16 protein-coding genes are annotated in these 18,566 nt (G+C 66.3%); 4 read left to right on the top strand and 12 right to left on the bottom strand.

From position 1 onward, the window contains the following. Nucleotides 1–75: 75 nt before the first annotated feature. Complete coding sequence (locus WS54_RS12885) at nt 76–672, top strand: MlaC/ttg2D family ABC transporter substrate-binding protein (RefSeq protein WP_059780211.1); 597 nt, start codon at nt 76–78, stop codon at nt 670–672. 686 nt (nt 673–1,358) lie between these two features. Here the strand turns inward: WS54_RS12885 and WS54_RS12875 are convergent. From WS54_RS12875 to WS54_RS12840, 7 genes are all read right to left on the bottom strand, one after another. Further along, nucleotides 1,359–1,952 carry a type VI secretion system amidase effector protein Tae4 gene (locus WS54_RS12875; protein WP_034205829.1) on the bottom strand — a complete coding sequence of 198 codons (594 nt, stop codon included), beginning with the start codon at nt 1,950–1,952 and terminating at the stop codon, nt 1,359–1,361. Further along, the gene (locus WS54_RS12870; RefSeq protein ID WP_059780209.1) at nt 1,952–2,515 is read right to left on the bottom strand and encodes a PAAR domain-containing protein; all 564 of its coding nucleotides are present in this window, start codon (nt 2,513–2,515) and stop codon (nt 1,952–1,954) included. The genes WS54_RS12875 and WS54_RS12870 overlap by 1 nt, the downstream gene beginning before the upstream one ends. Nucleotides 2,516–2,723: 208 nt before the next feature. Next, on the bottom strand, nt 2,724–3,368 hold the full coding sequence (locus WS54_RS12865; RefSeq protein WP_034205831.1) for a response regulator: 645 nt from the start codon (nt 3,366–3,368) through the stop codon (nt 2,724–2,726). A gap of 31 nt (nt 3,369–3,399) precedes the next feature. After that, the gene (locus WS54_RS12860) at nt 3,400–4,785 is read right to left on the bottom strand and encodes a cache domain-containing protein (protein ID WP_059780208.1); all 1,386 of its coding nucleotides are present in this window, start codon (nt 4,783–4,785) and stop codon (nt 3,400–3,402) included. Between the two features lie 161 nt (nt 4,786–4,946). Next, complete coding sequence (locus WS54_RS12855; protein ID WP_059780207.1) at nt 4,947–6,512, bottom strand: sensor domain-containing diguanylate cyclase; 1,566 nt, start codon at nt 6,510–6,512, stop codon at nt 4,947–4,949. 566 nt (nt 6,513–7,078) lie between these two features. Beyond that, on the bottom strand, nt 7,079–9,253 hold the full coding sequence (locus tag WS54_RS12845; RefSeq protein ID WP_059780206.1) for a malate synthase G: 2,175 nt from the start codon (nt 9,251–9,253) through the stop codon (nt 7,079–7,081). Nucleotides 9,254–9,297: 44 nt separating this feature from the next. Further along, entirely contained in the window at nt 9,298–9,648 is a 351-nt protein-coding gene (locus WS54_RS12840; protein WP_082725017.1) for a heme-binding protein, read from the bottom strand. Between WS54_RS12840 and WS54_RS12835 the strand changes: the two genes are divergently transcribed. Next, complete coding sequence (locus tag WS54_RS12835) at nt 9,647–11,095, top strand: DEAD/DEAH box helicase (RefSeq protein ID WP_059780205.1); 1,449 nt, start codon at nt 9,647–9,649, stop codon at nt 11,093–11,095. The two genes, WS54_RS12840 and WS54_RS12835, sit on opposite strands and share 2 nt — an antisense overlap. Nucleotides 11,096–11,260: 165 nt before the next feature. Then, nucleotides 11,261–11,644 (top strand): hypothetical protein, encoded by a 384-nt coding sequence (locus tag WS54_RS12830; protein WP_059780204.1) that lies wholly within the window; start codon nt 11,261–11,263, stop codon nt 11,642–11,644. Between the two features lie 82 nt (nt 11,645–11,726). Here WS54_RS12830 and WS54_RS12825 read toward each other — a convergent pair whose 3' ends face one another. Then, entirely contained in the window at nt 11,727–12,668 is a 942-nt protein-coding gene (locus WS54_RS12825) for a LysR substrate-binding domain-containing protein (RefSeq protein WP_034205837.1), read from the bottom strand. A gap of 82 nt (nt 12,669–12,750) precedes the next feature. Here WS54_RS12825 and WS54_RS12820 point away from each other — a divergent pair, with 82 nt between their 5' ends. Further along, nucleotides 12,751–13,149: a nuclear transport factor 2 family protein gene (locus WS54_RS12820; protein WP_179949010.1), complete on the top strand. Its 399-nt coding sequence runs from the start codon at nt 12,751–12,753 to the stop codon at nt 13,147–13,149. Nucleotides 13,150–13,372: 223 nt separating this feature from the next. On the opposite strand, the gene WS54_RS12815 is transcribed toward WS54_RS12820, so the two are convergent. The 4 genes from WS54_RS12815 to WS54_RS12800 form a co-directional block, all read right to left on the bottom strand. Further along, nucleotides 13,373–14,224, bottom strand: coding sequence for a carbohydrate ABC transporter permease (locus tag WS54_RS12815; RefSeq protein ID WP_059780222.1), 852 nt, complete (start codon nt 14,222–14,224; stop codon nt 13,373–13,375). 20 nt (nt 14,225–14,244) lie between these two features. Continuing rightward, nucleotides 14,245–15,186 (bottom strand): carbohydrate ABC transporter permease, encoded by a 942-nt coding sequence (locus tag WS54_RS12810; protein WP_059780203.1) that lies wholly within the window; start codon nt 15,184–15,186, stop codon nt 14,245–14,247. Between the two features lie 54 nt (nt 15,187–15,240). Continuing rightward, nucleotides 15,241–16,500: an ABC transporter substrate-binding protein gene (locus WS54_RS12805; protein WP_059780202.1), complete on the bottom strand. Its 1,260-nt coding sequence runs from the start codon at nt 16,498–16,500 to the stop codon at nt 15,241–15,243. 66 nt (nt 16,501–16,566) lie between these two features. Beyond that, on the bottom strand, nt 16,567–18,561 hold the full coding sequence (locus WS54_RS12800; protein WP_059780201.1) for a beta-galactosidase: 1,995 nt from the start codon (nt 18,559–18,561) through the stop codon (nt 16,567–16,569). Between the last annotated feature and the right edge of the window lie 5 nt (nt 18,562–18,566).

Raw genomic sequence — 18,566 nt, 5'->3', positions numbered from 1 at the left:
TCAGGCCCGGTATACTTTGCTCCACCGGCCGATGCAAAGCGCCGGCCGTTTTTTCCCATCGAGTGCGAAATTCGTATGAAACGTCATTTGTTTGCTTTCGTCGCGGCGGCCGCCGTGTCAGTTTCCGCTTTCGCGCAGAGCGCGCCGGTCGACGTCGTCCGCACCGCGGTCGAGGGCACCGTCAATGCGATGAAGGCCGATCCGGCCGCGCGCGGCGGCGACATGGCGAAAATCACGCAAGTCGTCGAGCAGCGTTTCCTGCCCGTGACGAACTTCGAGCGCACGACGCGCATCGCGATCGGCGACGCGTGGAAGCAGGCCACGCCGCAACAGCAGCAGGAGCTGTACAAGCAGTTCCGGTTGCTGATGACGCGCACCTATGCCGCGTCGCTCGCGCAGCTCGGCAACCAGGACGCGAAGTTCTCGTTCAAGGCCGGCGGCGCGTCGGGCGCCGACGCGCTCGTGCAGTCGACGGTCACGACGCCGGGCGACAGCCAGTCGGTCGGCTATCGTCTCGGCAAGGTCGGCAACGACTGGAAGATCTACGACATCGACATGTCGGGTGCGTGGCTGATCCAGGTCTACCAGGGTCAGTTCAAGAACCAGATCGCGACGGGCGGGATCGACGGGCTGATCGCGTATTTGCAGAAGCACAATTCGCGGACGAACTGACGGCTGTTGCGCGTCGTTCGGATGCAAGGAAGGCGCCTTCGGGCGCCTTTTCTGTTCGTAGGTCGGTCGAGCGGTAGAGAGGGGATGGGTTACTGCGCGATGCTGACTCAGCGAATTACATACGAAGCGAGAAAAACAGCATCGTAGCGGTAATCAATGTGGCCAAGGAGCACGGTACCTTTTGCGGTGTTGCTCGTCGCCGCCCTACTCTCCAGCCCGCGAAGGCAAACTCGAGCGATGGCCCAATCTGAAACCCGACTAGCAGAGCGACAAGCGGTCACGGCGGTGAGCACAGGTCGATCTCATGGCAACCGGCCCGAAGGCAGTCGCAAGCCGATATGAATTCGCCAGTTGATCCGGCTTCCGATCCAGCATGCGAGCCAAGTCGCGATCAGGCCGGCGATCCAGTACAGGGGCGAGTATCCGACGCGTCTCATTTTGCATTGCCCGTGGGCCGGATGGTTAATGGGATTTCCTGCGAGTCACGACAACTGCGGCGGCCATTGCGAAAATTAAAATCAATCCGCCCCATGCGGCGAAAAACAGATTCGCGATCTCGGGGTTCGTGTCGAAGAGGCTTCCCTTGCCGCGCAGGACGAATGCCCCGTACACGTAGAGCGCTCCCCAACAGATCATTGTCGCGAGTGCCCCACCGACAAGTGCGCCTACTACCACAGTCACGAGTTTCATTGGACGGGAAAAAACAAGATAGTTTTCGAATTTCGGAAATCCGACCAGATGCCCGGTAAGACTATATTCCATGAAATCCGCACGCCCGATCCGAAGCCGGTGAGTTTGCTCCCGTTCCAGAGGTCGATGTGACCGCCACTCAAGTTGTCTGGTGAGTCGCCATCCTGCAGCCAATAGCCGTCGAAGAATATGATTCCGGTCCGCCCGGATACCTTACGCGCCCAATTCGGTCCCGTGATGTTCTCGGGAGCCAGTACGCCCGCGACCGGCCGCAGCTTCAACCACTCCGCGAGCTCGTATGCGCGAGTCGCGGTCGGCTTGCCGTCGATCAGAAGTCGGCCCAGCGTCGGTTTGCCAGGCATCGGCCGAACCTGTTTCTGCGAAAACGACTTCATTGCGATGCCGACCTTGTGCAGCGTCACACTTATCCGGATCGCACACTGGTTCTTGTACTGTCCGTTCGGATCATCGTACGGGTTTCCGTGCGGGTAGTTGTTCCAGAGCTCGGAAAACGTCACGGACTTCAACTCGACTACCTTGTGCGATTTCGGCACGGCGGTCGTCTTCACGGCTGTTCTCGGGTTCGGCATTATGCGTCCCCGCTCAATCTGGCGAGGGCTTCGTCGCCCCAGTAGACGATGTATTCATCCTCACTCGCAGTGTGAATGCGCGGCAGATAACCGCGGTCGTCGAGGTGGCCCGAGTGGATGCGTCCGTCCGACGTTTCGATAACGTACGGATAACCGATTGACGCACCACTTCCGATGACGTGGACGGATTCGTCGTAAGTGCCTGCGATGATCGACACGACGCTGCCATCCCGATTTCTTCCGGATGTCATAACACCTGACGTTTCCGCCATGTCGTCGCACCATGATTCGCCGGCGAGAACCGCAACGATGCGTGGTGGGGTTGGGCAGCCGCATAAGACGACATCACCGTCCGCGGCTGTTTCGCCCATGAATTTGAGGCGTCGTGGCCCGCCGGCCTTGGCGATCGGTCCGGTACCTTGACATGCATCGCAGAACGCGAGACCGCCGATCAACGCAACCTGACGGCCGGGGCTGCCGAAAGTGAATGTCGGCCCCGCGTAGGCAAGAATGCTTCCCCCGGTTTCCAACGCGTCTCCGACCACCGCGATACGGCGCATCATGATTTCGCTCCTCGGTTCTGGTCGCCAACCCGTGTCGGCGATACCGTGTGCCGCATGACGACGTCACGCACTCGAATGCGCGGCTCATGAAGATGTCGCCCGCTGCGGCAAGCGAAAGGATTCCATCGCCCCAGGGTGAGATCGATTGGACAAGTATGAAATTGGAAGGTGAATTGCGCGTCGCGCGAGCAATCCGGGCGCGCTTGGCCTACCGCCGCCGATGCTCGACCGCGAACTTGATCAGTTCGGCCTGCCCCTCGATCTCCAGCTTGCGCTTCAGGTTGAGCCGGTGCGTCTCGACCGTGCGCACCGACAGCCCCGTCTGTTGCGCGATCTGCTTGCTCGACAGTCCTTCGGCCAGCGCGTCGAGGATGTCGCGTTCGCGCGGCGTCAATCGATCCAGCGGCGACGCGGTCGCGCTGGCCTGGATCATCCGCGCGGCCAGCCCTTCGCTGAAGAACGTCTGCCCGGCCAGCACCGCGCCGATCGCCCGGACGATCTCGCTCGCGGGCGAATCCTTCAGCAGATAGCCGCTCGCGCCGGCGCGCACCGCCTGCGTCACGTACTCGATGTTGTCGTGCATCGACAGCATCAGCACGCGAATGCCCGGAAAACGCTCGTGGAACACGCCGGCGAGCGTGATGCCGTTCATGCCGTTCATGCCGACGTCCATCAGCGCGAGATCGGGTTCGAGCGACGCGGCCAGCGCGAGCGCCTCGTCCGCGTTGCCGGCCTCGCCGACCACCGACAGATCGGCCGCTTCGAGCCGCATCCGCAAGCCGTCGCGCACGAGCGGGTGATCGTCGACGAGCAGCAGCCGGGCGGCGGGACGGACGGTATCGGGGGCGCTCATGGGCAAAGGTCTCCGGTCAGGGGGCGCGTGTTCAGGCGGCGGCGCGCTGCAGCGGCACGCGTGCGGCCACGACGGTATGGCCGACCTGCGACGTGACCGACAGCGTGCCGCCGAGCGCGTCGAGGCGCTCGCGCATGTTGCGCAGGCCGATGCCGCGGCGCGCGTCGGCCTGCGAGCGTTCGGCGTCGAAGCCGCAGCCGTTGTCGGCGATCGTCAGCGTGACGGTTTGCGTGCCGACGTCGAGCGTGACGGCCGCGCGCGACGCCCGTGCATGATGCACGATGTTGCTCAGCGCTTCCTGCGCGATCCGGAACAGCGCGGTGTTGACGGCTTCGGGCAGCGGCCGCGTGCCGCTGTGCGCGACCTGCGTATAGCCGATGTCGATGCCGCTTTCGGCGCCCAGCTCGCGCACGAGTTGCTCGAGCGCGGCCGCGAGGCCGAGATCGTCGAGCATCGACGGCCGCAGCGCATGCGAGATGCGCCGGACTTCGCGCAGCGTGTCGCCGAGCCGCCCGACGCCCGACGCGAGCGCCTGCTCGGCTTCGGGCACGCGCGACGTGCCGCGCTCGAAGCGCGCGAGCGCGGATTCGAGCATCAGCTTCGCGGACACCATCATCTGGCTGATCCCGTCGTGCAGTTCGCGCGACAGCCGCGCGCGCTCCTGCTCCTGCGATTCGACGACGCGCTGCGCGAGCAGCTTGAGTTTCGCATCGGCGCTGCGCGACTCGCTGACGTTCAGCACCAGCGCGCACACGGCGATCGCCGCCGCGCCGGTGAGCGCGATCGCGGTGAGCCAGCTCATCGTGCGCTCGATGTTCGCGGACGCGCGCGCGTCGATGCGCTGCAGTGCGGTGTCGACGTCGTCGAGATAGATGCCGGTGCCGACCATCCAGCCCCAGCGCTCGAGCGCGACGACGTAGCCGAGTTTCGGCGCGACGCGGCCCGTCGACGGCCGCTGCCATGCGTAGCGCACGTAGCCGCCGCCCTGCGAAGCCGCGCCGATCAGCTTCTGGATGGTCAGCGCGCCTTGCGGATCGCGCATCGACCAGAAGTTGTGGCCGACGCGCTCGGGCTCGCGCGGATGCATCAGCGAATTGCCGTGCAGGTCGTAGACGAAGAAATAGCCGTCGGGGCCGAAATCCATCTTCTGCAGCATCGCGAGCGCCTGCGTGCGCAGCAGCGCGTCGTCGCGCGCGTTGCGGCCGCTCGCGTCGTAGAGCGGCATGATCGCGCTGGTCGCGAGCTCGACGTAGTGTTTCAGCTCGACTTCCTTGCTCGACAGGTACGCGGCCTGGATCGTCGCGTGCTGCGTGCGCGCGAGCGACGTCGCCTGTTGGCGCACGCCGAAGCCGATGCCGGCGATCGCGAGCAGGAACGGCACGATGGCCAGAAGGAAGATCTTTGCCTTGAGTCTCATGGTGGTGCGAAGCGGCCGCGAGCCCGCGCGGCCGGCGAGGGGCGGCCGGCTTGGCGCGGGCCGACCGCGGGCTGGGCCCGCGGTGGCGCGGTGGCGTATCGAGCCGATATTGTCGGCGATTTTGCCTGCGGACGGCGGTCGCCCCACTGCTGCCCGTATGCTCAGGCGCGCCGCGATGCGAGTTCGTCCGGCGGTGTGGCCGCCTGCACGACGATGCGGTTGCGCCCGCCTTCCTTCGCGCGGTACAGCGCATCGTCGGCCAGCTTCAGCGCGGCCTGGATGTTGTCGTCGCGTTCGGGATAGCTGGTCGTCACGCCGATGCTCACCGTCAGCCGGCCGGCCGTGCCGGCGTCGTGCCGGATGCCGAGATCGAGAATGCCGGTGCGGATCGTTTCGGCGATCGTCACCGCGCCGTCCGTGTCGATGTCCGGCAGCACCACGACGAATTCCTCGCCGCCGTAGCGCGCCGCATAGTCGGCCGGGCGGCGCAGGCAGCCGGCGATGCAGTGGCCGACCGCGGCGAGGGCGTCGTCGCCGGCCTGGTGGCCCTGCGTGTCGTTGTAGCGCTTGAAGTAATCGACGTCGATGAACAGCAGCGACAGCGCATGTTGCGAGCGCGCGGCACGCCGCCATTCGCGCGCGAGCGTGACGTCGAGCATCCGGCGGTTGTCGAGCCCCGTCAGGCCGTCGGTGCGCGCGAGTGCCTGCAGCTCGGTTTCCGCGCGATGGCGCTTGCGCAATTGCACGTCGAGCAGCAGCGACAGGCCGACGAAGCCGATCGCGAGCACGACCATCGCGGAGCCGATCGGGATCGCACGGTCGTACCACGCGGCGTAAGTGTCCGCTTCGGAGCGCGCGACCATGACGATGAGCGGCAGGTGTTCGAGGTGGCGGAACACGTACAGGCGCCGCACGCCGTCGATCGACGCGGTATCGGCGAAGCTGCCTTCGCTGGCGGTCATGAATTGCCGGAACGTGCTCGCGCGGCTGATGTCGCGGCCGACGATTTTGGGGTCGTACGGCTCGCGCGCGACCATCCTGCCGTCCGTGTTGATCAGCGCGACCGAGCCGCGATCGCCGAGCGACAGGCGCGAGAACAGGTTCTGGAAATATTCGAGTCGGATCGACATCACCGCGACGCCGCCGAACGAGCCGTCGGGCCGCGTGATGCGTCGGCTGAGCGCGATGCTCGGCGAGCCGCCGCGCAGCCGCGAATGATATGGATCGCTGACGTACAGGCCGACGTCGGGCCGGTCGCGGTGCACGGTGAAATACGGCTCGTTGCCGAAGTTGGCCTGGCGCGGCACGTCGCTCTTGCCGTCGACCGCGATGTCGCCTTTCGCGTCGAGCACGTAAATGCCGCCGAGGTACTTGGCCGTCGTCGCGCGGTCGAACAGCACCTGGCGGCGCAGCGGCATCGGCAAGGCGACGACCGCGGGGTCGTTCATGCCTTCGACGACGGCCTGCAGCGACAGCGAATAGATCTCGATGTTGCGTTCGATGTCCCACGACGCGATCAGCGCGAGATTTTGCTGCATGCTGCGCGAACGGTCGCGCGCATCGATCCGGCCTTCGTACAGCACGATCCCGCACAGGAGCAGCAGGATCAGCGCGATCAGCAGCCCCGTGTAGAAGATCAGATGCGGCAGCAGGAACCGGCGCAGATGAGCGGCGACACGGCTCGTCAGGCCGGATTCGCTGGGCACTGCGTAGTCGGTTTCTGCCATGGTCCGTGGATCGGAGAGGCATCGTCGCCGGGCGGCGGGCCGATGCGATTATTCGTATGACTGCGGGTGGCGACCCGGTGCGCGGCCCTTTCCGTGCATGCCTGCCGTTCAGCGGAGAAAACCGGCGCCGATTATCGGCAATCGCGGCCGGATAAACCGATAAATCCTGTATTCACTGTTAACATCTGCCGCAATTCGACGATCCGACGAATTGCGCGGCGCGAATGCCACGGAGTATAACGCGCGTGTTTGCGTGCGCGGAAAATGTCGCAAGCCATTGATCAGGGTCAAATTACGGCATGATCCGGCGCTTGCCGATATCGGGCGGAGCGTTGTGGCGCAAGGCTTTGCGGGGCGGCGGGACAGGTCGCGCGGCAGACGGTTGCGAACCCCGGCGAATCAACGGCCGGCGGGCGTCGTCCGCGAAAGCGCACGACAGGCGCCCATTATCGGTTTCAACGCTCGGGTGAGCGCGAATATGAAAACGGGCAGCCGCGAGGCTGCCCGTTTCGCGAGGCCGGCGTACGGCCGGCACCCGGCATGCGGGCGCGCCCGCATGCGCAGGATCATGCGCCGTGCCGTTGCGCCTTGAACGCGAGCCGGAACCGATGCAGCAGCGGCTCGGTATAGCCGCTCGGCTGCGACGTGCCTTGCAGCGCGAGCGCGCACGCGGCCTGGAACGCGGTCGACTGGTCGTAGCCGGGCGCCATCGGGCGATAGTTCGGGTCGCCGGCGTTCTGCTGGTCGACGACGCGGGCCATCCGCTTGAACACGTCGAGCACGAATGCCTCGGTGATCACGCCGTGGCGCAGCCAGTTCGCGATGTGCTGGCTCGAAATGCGCAGCGTCGCGCGATCTTCCATCAGGCCGACGTCGTGGATGTCCGGCACCTTCGAGCAGCCGACGCCCTGTTCGACCCAGCGCACGACGTAGCCGAGAATGCCCTGCGCGTTGTTCTCGACTTCGCTGAGGATCTCGGCCTCGCTCCACGCGGCGCGCTCGACGACCGGCACCGTCAGCAGCCCTTCGAGCAGCGCGTCGCGCTCGCTCGCGTACGGCGTCTTCTCGAGTTCCTGCTGGACGGCCTGCACGTCGACGAGGTGGTAGTGCAGCGCGTGCAGCGTCGCGGCGGTCGGCGACGGCACCCATGCGGTGTTCGCGCCGGCGCGCGGATGCGCGATCTTCTGCTCGAGCATCGCGTGCATCAGGTCCGGCATCGCCCACATGCCCTTGCCGATCTGCGCGCGGCCGCGCAGGCCGGCCGACAGGCCCGCGAGCACGTTGTTGCGCTCGTACGACTGGATCCACGCCGACGACTTCATGTCGCCCTTGCGGATCATCGGGCCCGCTTCCATCGCGGTGTGCATCTCGTCGCCGGTGCGATCGAGGAAGCCGGTGTTGATGAACGCGACGCGCGCGGCGGCGGCGGCGATACACGCGGCGAGGTTCACGCTGGTGCGGCGCTCCTCGTCCATGATGCCCATCTTCAGCGTGTTGCGCGGCAGGCCGTACAGATCCTCGATGCGCGCGAACAGCGTGTCGGCGAACGCGACTTCGGCCGGGCCGTGCATCTTCGGCTTCACGATGTAGATCGAGCCCGTGCGCGAATTGCGCTTGGCCTTCAGGTCGTGCAGCGCGCACAGCGTCGTGACGACGCCGTCGAGGATCCCTTCCGGAATCTCGTTGCCGTCACGGTCGAGCACCGCGCCGTTGGTCATCAGGTGGCCGACGTTGCGCACGAACAGCAGCGAGCGGCCGTGCAGCGACAGCGTGCCGCCGGCCGGCGTCGTGTACTCGCGATCGGCGTTCAGGCGGCGCGTGAAGACCTTGCCGCCCTTCGCGACTTCCTCGGCGAGCGTGCCCTGCATCAGGCCGAGCCAGTTGCGGTAGAGCTGGACCTTGTCGTCGGCGTCGACCGCCGCGACCGAATCCTCGCAGTCGATGATCGTGCTGACCGCGGCTTCGAGCACGACGTCCTTCACGTTCGCGAGATCGGCGCGGCCGATCGGCGTCGACGCATCGATCTGGATCTCGAGGTGCAGGCCGTTGTGCTTCAGCAGGATCGCGGACGGCGCATCGGCCGCGCCCTGGTAGCCGACGAATTGCGCGGGCTGCGCGAGATGCACGACGCCCTTGCCGGTTTCGACCGCAAGCTGACCGTCCTGCACGCGGTAGCGCAGCGCGTCGCGGTGCGAGCCGCTCGCGAGCGGCGCGGCGTTGTCGAGCACGCCGCGCGCGTAGTCGATCACGCGCTGGCCGCGCGTCGGGTTGTACGCGGTGGTGCGTTCGGCGCCGCCGTCTTCCGGCAACGCGTCGGTGCCGTACAGCGCGTCGTACAGGCTGCCCCAGCGCGCGTTCGCGGCGTTCAGCGCATAGCGCGCGTTCGACAGCGGCACGACGAGCTGCGGGCCGGCCTGCGTGGCGATCTCGCTGTCGACGTTCGCGGTGGCTGCCGCGACGTTCGACGGGACCGGCACGAGATAGCCGATTTGTTCGAGGAATGCGCGATACGCGGCATGGTCGCGTACCGGGCCGGGGTGCGCGCGATGCCACGCGTCGAGTTCCTGCTGCAGGCGGTCGCGTTCGGCGAGCAGCTCGCGGTTGCGCGGCGCGAGATCGTGCACCAGGGCCGAGAAACCGCTCCAGAACGCGGCCTTGTCGATGCCGGTGCCCGGCAGCGCTTCGTTTTCAATGAACTGGCTCAGCGCTGGCGCGACTTGCAGTCCTGCTTGGTCGATCATCGTGAATCCTCCCGGGGAATGAAAAACGCGTGCGGCTTGGCTGGTTATTCCGCGACGCTTCGTGTGCCGGCGCGGGCGATCTGCGCGTCCTGTTCGGACTTTACGCCAGACACGCCGATCGCGCCCGTTATCCGGCCGCCGACCGCGACCGGCACGCCGCCTTCGAGCGATCCCGTCGGCGGCGCGCTCAGGAACGCGGTGCGGCCACCGTCGATCATATCCTCATACGCCTTCGTCTCGCGACGGCCGCGCGCCGCCGCGCGCGTTGTCGCCGATGCCGGTTGCGCAAGAGATGAATATCGGGGCGGTGGACAGGCGGTTGCGCGGCGGCGCGGATGGGGCGCAACCTCGGCGGCAACCGCTAGAATTGCGGTTTTCGCCCGGAATACGTCCATGTCTTTTGCCTCGCTTGGCCTGATCGAGCCGTTGCTGCGTAATGTGCAGAGCCTCAATTACCAGACACCCACGCCGGTGCAGGCCAAGGCGATTCCCGCCGTGCTCGGCGGCAAGGACGTCATGGCCGCGGCGCAGACCGGCACCGGCAAGACGGCCGGCTTTGCGCTGCCGCTGCTGCAACGGCTGGTGCAACACGGCCCGGCGGTGTCCAGCAACCGCGCGCGCGTGCTGGTGCTGGTGCCCACGCGGGAACTGGCCGAACAGGTGCTGCAAAGCTTCGTCGAATACGGCAAAGGGCTCGATCTGCGATTTCTGGCCGCGTACGGCGGCGTGAGCATCAATCCCCAGATGATGAAGCTGCGCAAGGGCGTGGATGTGCTCGTTGCCACGCCGGGCCGCTTGCTCGACCTCCATCGCCAGAACGCCGTGCAGTTCGATCAGGTGCAGGCGCTGGTGCTGGACGAAGCCGACCGCATGCTGGATCTCGGCTTCGCGCGCGAACTCGACGCGGTCTTTGCCGCATTGCCCGACAAGCGCCAGACGCTGCTGTTCTCGGCCACGTTCTCCGACGAAATCCGGAAGATGGCGGCGGGCATTCTGCGCAACCCGGTCGATATCAGCGTCAGCCTGCCCAACGCCACGGCGAGCAAGATCAAGCAATGGGTGGTGCCGGTCGACAAGCGGAACAAGCCCGATCTCTTCATGCACCTGGTGGCGCAAAACAAGTGGGAGCACGCGCTGGTATTCGTCAAGACCCGCAATGGCGTCGATTATCTGGCGCTCATGCTGGAGAAAGCGGGCTACGCGGTCGATACGATCCACGGCGACAAGCCGCAACCCGCGCGTTCGCGCGCGCTGGAGCGATTCAAGACGGGTGAGGTGCAGATGCTGGTCGCCACCGACGTGGCGGCGCGCGGGCTGGATATCGACGATCTGCCGCTGGTGATCAACGTCGATCTGCCGATCGTCGCGCAAGACTACGTGCACCGTATCGGCCGCACCGGTCGCGCGGGCGCCAGCGGCGTGGCGGTGTCTCTCGTGTGCGCCGATGAAGCGCCGCAACTGGCCGCGATCGAAGCACTGATCCGGCAGACGCTGCGGCGGGAAGAAGAGCCGGGTTTCGAAGCCGAACACCGCGTGCCGGAAACCAGCGCGACGGGCCAGATCATCAAGAAACCGAAAAAGCCGAAGAAGCCCAAGGTGCCGCACGCTGCGCCGGTCGCCAGGCAGGCGCCGGGCAAGCAGCCGCGTACGCAAGGTGGCGAAGCCAAGCGCAAGTCCGGCGCGCAGCATGCGACGGCCGCGGGTCAGGATCGGGACTACACCATCGGTAGCCCGTTCAGCGTGCAGAAGCCGCGCAGCAAACCTGCGGCCAAGCCGCCGGCGGGGAAGGCTGCCGGCAAATCTGCCGGCGGGCGTGGCAAACCTGGCAAACCGTCCAGGTAGACTGAACCCTTCCCTTTCAACGTGCCCGATACGATCGAACCGTCCGATGCAGTGACCGCGGTTCGGAACCGCGCTGCCGGTTTTCTCGTTCGCGACCTGAAACCGCGCGCGATCGCGGCTTCCCCGCGTGACCCATGATGGGCGATGACTGAAGTGAGAGATGGAATGACGACGAAATTCGACAAGACGACGACGGCGGCGATCGCCGCCTTTGCCCAACTGGATTTCTACACGGCCGCGCAAGCGATGCGCGCCGAGGCCGATTACGACCGCGAACGAGACCAGTGGATCTCGCGCTATATCGACGAGCATGGCGGCGGCGTGGACGATGCGGAATACGACGCGCTGCACGCGCAGGCGCAGGCCACGCCGGAATACGCGGAGTTCATCGACGGCGTTCGGCGGGAAATTCTGGCGTACTTCGGCGTGACCGACGATCAACTGGACTGCATTGCCGTGCTGCGCGAAGACGACAGCGATGCGCTTTGGGCGGAAGTCAACCGGCAGCGCAGCGCGCTGGGAACCGGTGAAGTGCGCGGAGATCTCTGACCGGGACCGTCATTCGTCGACAGGTTTGGGGGCGCCATTCGAAGGTCGGCGCCGCACCGCGTATCGGACGCTCGCCTGTCGATCAATCTTCTCGCGCCAGTCGTAGCAGGATATCGGCGAGGGCGCGAATTTTCGGTTGTGCCGCCCGTTGCGGCGGATAGACGAGGAAGTAGGAAAGGCCGTCTTCAGCCACATCCTCGAACGGTGTCACGAGCGATCCGGCACGGAGTCGGTCTCGCGCCATGCGCGGGTCGCCGATTGCAATTCCGTGTCCTTCCGTCGATGCCGCGAGCGTCAATTCGAGGGTATCGAATACGAGCCCGCGTCCCGCATCGATCTGGCGTGCCCCCACGTGATCGAGCCAGCATCGCCACTCTGCGCGGCTGGGCCCGGGATGGAGCAAATCGACATGCGCGAGGTCGGCAACGGATCGCAGCGATGTCGCCAATGCGGGCGCGCACATTGGCGTGAGCCGCTCGGGAAACAGCGGTATCGCTTCCGTGCCGGTCCATTGTCCCGTGCCCCGCACGATGATGGCGTCGACGTCGGACGTGGCGAAATCCGGCGTGTCGTCCGCGGATGTCGAAATACGCAGCTCCGTCCCGCTCATCGCGCGATGAATGTCCGGCAGCCGTGGGAGCAACCAGCGAACGGCGAACGTGGACGGCAACTTCAACGTGAGCACCGAGGTCGCCCGTGCATGGGCATCCGCATGCCCGACCAATTGCGCGAGCACGTCGACCGCGACCGTCAGCAGTGCATTGCCTTCCGGCGTCAACGTCAGCCCCGATACATGGCGCACGAACAGTGCGCATCGGTAATGCGTTTCCAGCTGCTGTATCTGGCGGCTCACTGCGCCCTGCGTGCGGCAGAGATGATCCGCGGCCTTGCTGACGCTGCCCAGCTGCGCCGCGGCGACGAACGACTGAATCGCCGCCAGCGGCGGGAGCGGCCGCGTCAGATCGGCCAGCGGATATGCATGCGCCGCATACCCGGGTTGCAAATTTTTCGATTGTTCGGTCATCGGTGCGTCGCTATCGTGCGTCTACCGGATGCCCTGTTCTCGCGAATGAACGGGGTCGTCGACGAATGATCGGAGGATAATTTTGGGCTCAACGTCGGAATCACTCTACACGGAACAGGTTCGCGCTTACCTTCGGGAGCTGGAGCGAGGCGACGTCAGCGCCATTTGCGCGCTGTTTACGCCGGACGCGCAGATTTTCTCGCCATTTCTCGGCTGGATGCATCCCGGGCCCTTCTTTTCGAAGGTCGCTGCCGCATCGGGAGCAAGCAGGATCACGCCGATCGATATCTGCGTCAGCACGAGCGGGGCTCGACGTGCGACAGGTTACTTCATCTACGACTGGACCCTGAAAGACGGTTCGGTGGCGCGCTTCGAATGCGTCGACGTGTTCGAGTTCGACACGGCGGGGCTCATCGAACGGATGGTCATCGTGTACGACACCCATCCGATTCGCAGTACGGTCGGCGACAAGTATGCCTAGTTGAATCGATGTCGGGCAAAGTCGTGCCCTGACGCCCACGCGCGTCGAAGCTCCGCCGAGCGACGAGTTCGATCGGTCGATGACGTCGAAGCCTGGACGGCGGGCCGGGTTCGCCAGGCGACCCTACCCGGATCTGCAACAAAATCCGCAACGAAAAAAGCCCGCCGAAGCGGGCAACCTCACGATGCGGAGGGGGAGATACGAAAATGCAGCCGGCGCGCGTTCAGCCCTTCGTCGCACCGAACGTGAGCCCGGCGACGAAATGCTTCTGCATCGCGAAGAACATCGCGACCGACGGCAGCGCGGCGAGAATCGATCCGGCCGATACAAGATTCCACGACGTCGTCCATTGCCCCTTCAGCGCCGCGACGCCCGCTGTGATCGGCGCCGCCTCGTCGCCTTGCGTGAGGCACAGCGCCCAGAAGTAATCGTTCCACACGAACGTGAACACGAGAATCGCGAGCGCGGCGAGCGCCGGCCGGATCAGCGGCAGCACGATTCGCCAGAACACCGTCCATTCGCCCGCGCCTTCGATGCGCGCTGCCTCGATCAGCTCGAACGGCAACTGCTTGATGAAGTTGCGCAGGAACAGCGTGCAGAAGCCCGTCTGGAACGCGACGTGAAACAGGATCAGCGCTTCGACGGTATTGAACACGCCGAGCCGCAGCGACAGGTCGCGCACCGGAATCATCAACACCTGCACCGGCACGAAATTGCCGGCGACGAACGTGCCGAACAGCGCGGTATTGCCGCGAAACCGATAGGTGGCGAGCGCGAAGCCGGCCATCGCCGCGAGCGCGATCGAGCCGATGACCGACGGCACGGTGATCTGCACGCTGTTCCAGAAGTAATGCAGCATCGGCGACGTGGTCAGCGCGTCGCGATAGTTCTCGATCATCGCGAAGCGGCGCGGCCAGCCCCAGTAGTGACCTTCGACGAGCTCCTCGGTCGAGCGCACCGACGTGACGAACACCGCGATCATCGGCAGCAACCAGATGAGCAGCGCGACGGGCAGCGACAGCTTGTACAGCCGGCGCGATACCGGCTTCCAGTGGGCGACGGGTGTCGGAAACATGATGAGCGCACTCCCGAAAATCACTGCTCGTTGCGCAGCATGCGGCGCAACTGGAACACGATGTAGACGAGCATGATCGCGAACAGCACGACCGCGATCGACGCGGAATAGCCGAGCCGGTAGTACTTGATCGCCTGGTCGTACATGTAATACGCGAGCACGGTCGAGCTTTCGAACGGGCCGCCGCCCGTCATCACCGAGATCAGGTCGAAGCTGCGCAGCGCGCCGATCACCGTGACGACGATCGCCATGAAGGTGGTCGGCCGCAGTTGCGGCAGCACGACGTGCCACAGCAGCGCGAAACCGCGCGCGCCTTCCATCCGCGCGGCCTCGATCTGTTCCGGGTTGACCGACGTGAGCCCGGTCAGGTACAGGATCATGCAGTACGCCGTTTGCGGCCACAGCGCGGCGAACACGATGCCGAACGTCGCATAGCGCGCGTCGCCGAGCACCGGGATGCCATGCCCGGCGAGCAGCGCGAGCAGCCCGAAAGTCGGATCGTAGAACCACGAGAAGATCAGCCCGACGACCACGCCCGACAGCACGAACGGCGCGAAGAACAGCGACTTCACGAGCCGGATGCCGCCGACCGCCTGGTTCAGGTACAGCGCGAGCGCGAGGCCGAGCGGCGGCGCGAGCATGAACAGCACGAGCCAGATCACGTTGTTGCGCAGCGCCGTGTAGAACGTCGGCGCGTGCAGCAGCTCCGCGTAGTTCGCGAGACCGACGAAGGTGCGCTCGGTCATCCCGTCCCAGTTGTACAGGCTCAGCCACAGCGTCGACAGGATCGGCCAGATCACATAGACGGCCACCATCGCGCAGGCCGGCGCGAGAAAGAGCCACGCGGCGCGCCGTTGCCGCCGCACGGCGGGCGACGGGCGGCGCGCGGGCAGCGTGGCGGCGGATGGGCCGCGCGGCGGCGCGGTGCCGGCGGGCGGGGGGGACGCGATCGGACTGGACACGGCAAGCCTCCTGAACGGACACGGCGGCGCGCGGCCGCCGGTTGGGTCACGCGGTCACTTCTTGTAGATCCGCTTGCGGGTCTGTTCGAGCTGCGCGAGCACCGTATCGAGTTGCGCGGGATTCGCGAGGAACTGCTGCATGCCCTTCATCCCTTCGTCGGCCATTTCCTTGGTCATGTCGCGATCGTAGAACTGCGCGACGCCGCCCTTCGTGTCGGCGAGGATCCGGAAGCCGATGCGCGAGATCGGATCGGCCGGCTCCGGCGACTTGCTGTTGGCCGACAGCGAGCCGAGCCCTTCGGCCAGCTTCGCGCCGATCTCCGGCGTTTCGACGAACGCGAGGAACGTGTGCGCGTCGGCCTTGTTCTTCGCCTTGGTCGGGATGTGCAGCGATTCGACCGGGCCGTCTTCGGCGGTCGGCACCTTCGGGTCGATGATCGGGAAGCGGTAGTAGCCCATTTCCTGCTTGACGTTCGGCGGGAAACCCGCCGCGATGAAGGTGCCCATCAGCATCATCGCGGCCTTGCCCTGGAACAGGAACGGCTGCGCGCCGTCGAGATCGTAGGACAGCGCGTTGTCGATGAAGTAACCGGCGTCGATCAGCGATTTCCACGTCGTGTAGACCTTCTTCACGCGCGGGTCGGTGTACGGCACGTCGCCGGCCATCAGTTGCTGGTGGAACGCGTTGCCGTTCAGCCGCAGGTCGAGATAGTCGAACCAGCCGGCGAGCGTCCACGCATCGCGGCCGCCGATCGCGATGGGCGTGATGCCCGCGGCCTTCAGCTTCTTGCACGCATCGAGAAACTGGTCCCACGTCTTCGGTTCGTCGGCGATGCCGACCTTGCGGAACAGGTCCTTGCGGTAGAACAGCCCCCACGAGTAGTAGACGGTCGGCGCCGCGTACTGCTTGCCGTTGTACGACGATGCGCTGCGCGTCGACGCGTACATCGCATCCCAGCCGTTCTTCGTCCAGTCGCCGCTCAGGTCCTCGAACAGCCCGCGCTTCGCGTAGTACGCCATCCGCTCGCCCGCGTGCCAGTTCACGACGTCCGGCGCGACGGTCGTGAGCCACGCGGGGAGCTGCACCTTGTACGCTTCCTCGTCGACGAAGGTCGGCTTCACGTCGATGTCGGGATGCGCCTTGTGGAACGCTTCGATCGTCGACTGCCACACGGCGCGCTGGCTCGCGCCCTTGAACGCGATGTTGATCGTCAGCGTGCCGGCGTCGGCGGGCGTCGTCGCGCCGAACGAGGCGAACGCGATGGCGGCGGCGCTCGCCAGGCGGGCAGCGACGCGAAGAGGGCGATGGGTCATGAGTGTCTCCAGTCCTGTGTGTCGTTGTTTGTGCGTGACCGGCGCGCGGCGGCGCCGGGGCGGTTGCTACGAACGGCTTCGATAAACGGCCACGCCTTGCGGCTCGACCCGGGCCGCGCCGACCACGAACGCGGACGGCGGCACCGCGTCGATCGTGTGCGGTGTGTTCGCGTAGTTGAACACGTATGTCAGCCCGCCGCGCCGGCTCACGCGTACGGCGTCGCCGAGCGGCGTCGGCGCGAGGCCCGCTTCGGCCGCGACATCGGCGAACAGTCGCATGGTGGTCGCATCGTCGAACGGCGCGGCCCAGTAGTGCAGCGTACCGTGCGAGATGCACGCCGGATGGCCGTCGGCGAAGCGCGCGCGCACGACGCTGTGTGCGCCGCCGTCGTTCAATTCGACGAGGTCGCGCCAGTGACGCGCGTCGCCCGCGAACGGCGCGCCGTCGCGCAACGTGCCGTCGATCCGTTCGGTCACGTTCGGCCGCAGCGATTCGACGCGCCATACCCGCACGGGCAGGATCGACGCGAGCGGGCCGGGCGGCAGCGTCGGCGGAACCTGCAGGTCGGCGGTCTTCGAGCCGGTGCGCGGCCCGAACACCGCATGCGCGCCCGACGCGGCGAGCCGCGACGCGAAATCGTCCGGTACGATCGGCAGCGGCGGCACGACGACGAGACGGTAGCCGTCGAGCGGCGCGTGCGTCGACACGATGTCGACGTCGAGGCCGAGCGAGCGCAGCGCCGAGTAGTACTCGAATGCGAAACGCGGGTAGTGGAAGTCGGCGCCCTGCGGCTGCACTTCGAACAGCCACTTCGCCTCGTAGTCGAAGACCAGCGCGACCGCTGCGCGCACGGGGCCGTTCGCGTCGGCATCCGCGCCGGCGTCGAGCACGGCGGCGATCTCCTGCGCGACGCGCTGCGCTTCGCGGCCGCCTTCGTCGAGCCGGTTGTCGGGGGTGTTCAAGCCCGCGTGCATCTGCTCCTGCGCGAACGGCGCCTGCCGCCAGCGGAAGTACGATACGCAGCCGGCGCCGTGCGCGAACGCTTCCCAGCTCCACAGCCGCACCATGCCCGGCAGCGGCGCGGGATTCCAGTGCGCCCAGTTCACGGGGCCCGGCTGCTGTTCCATCACCCAGAACGGCAGCTTCGACATGCCGCGGTACAGGTCGTGATTGAACGACGCGAAATCGGGATGGCCGGTGCGCAGCCAGCGCGCCTTCACGTCGGGCGCGAACCACAGCTCCTCGAGCGCGCCGAGCGGGTAGCTGTCCCACGTCGCGACGTCGAGGTCGCGCGCGACTTCGTAGTGATCGAACTCGGTGAACAGTTGCATGAAGTTGTGCGCGACCGGCCGGCCGGGCGAGTGTGCGCGGATCACGTCGACCTGCATCCGGTGATAGCGCGCGAGTTCGTCGGACGCGAAGCGCCGGTAGTCGAGGCGGTGCGACGGATGGGCTTCGGTCACGGTGCCCACGGGCGCGTCCACTTCGTCGAAATGGCGATACTCCATGCTCCAGAACACGGTGCCCCACGCACGGTTCAGCGCATCGATCGTGCCGTAGCGCGCCTGCAGCCACGCACGGAAGCGCACGAGCGCGGCCGGCGAGTAGCTGACGACGGTCTGGTGGCAACCCAGCTCGTTGTCGGTCTGCCAGTAGCGCACGGCCGGATGACGGCCGTAGCGTTCGGCGACCGCCGTGCAGATCTGGCGCGACGCTTCGAGATAGGTCGGCGACGAGAAATCGTAGTGGCGGCGCGAACCGAATGCGCGCGGCCGGCCGTCGGCGCCGATCGCGAGGATGTCGGGATGGCGGTCGACCAGCCATTTCGGCGGCGTGGCGGTCGGCGTGCACATCACGATTTCGAGGCCGGCCGCGCCGAGCACGTCGACCGCACGGTCGAGCCAGCCCCAGTCGTATTCGCCCGGCGACGACTCGATGCGGCTCCACGCGAATTCGGCGATCCGTACCTGCGCGATGCCGAGCGCTTTCATCCGACGGGCGTCGTCGGCCCACATCGATTCCGGCCAGTGTTCCGGGTAGTAGCAGACTCCGAGGCGCATGCCGA

Source organism: Burkholderia sp. NRF60-BP8 (genome assembly GCF_001522585.2).
Classification (GTDB): Bacteria; Pseudomonadota; Gammaproteobacteria; order Burkholderiales; family Burkholderiaceae; genus Burkholderia.
Note: the sequence above shows the minus strand (reverse complement) of the source record. Positions and strands in the feature narration are given on the sequence as shown.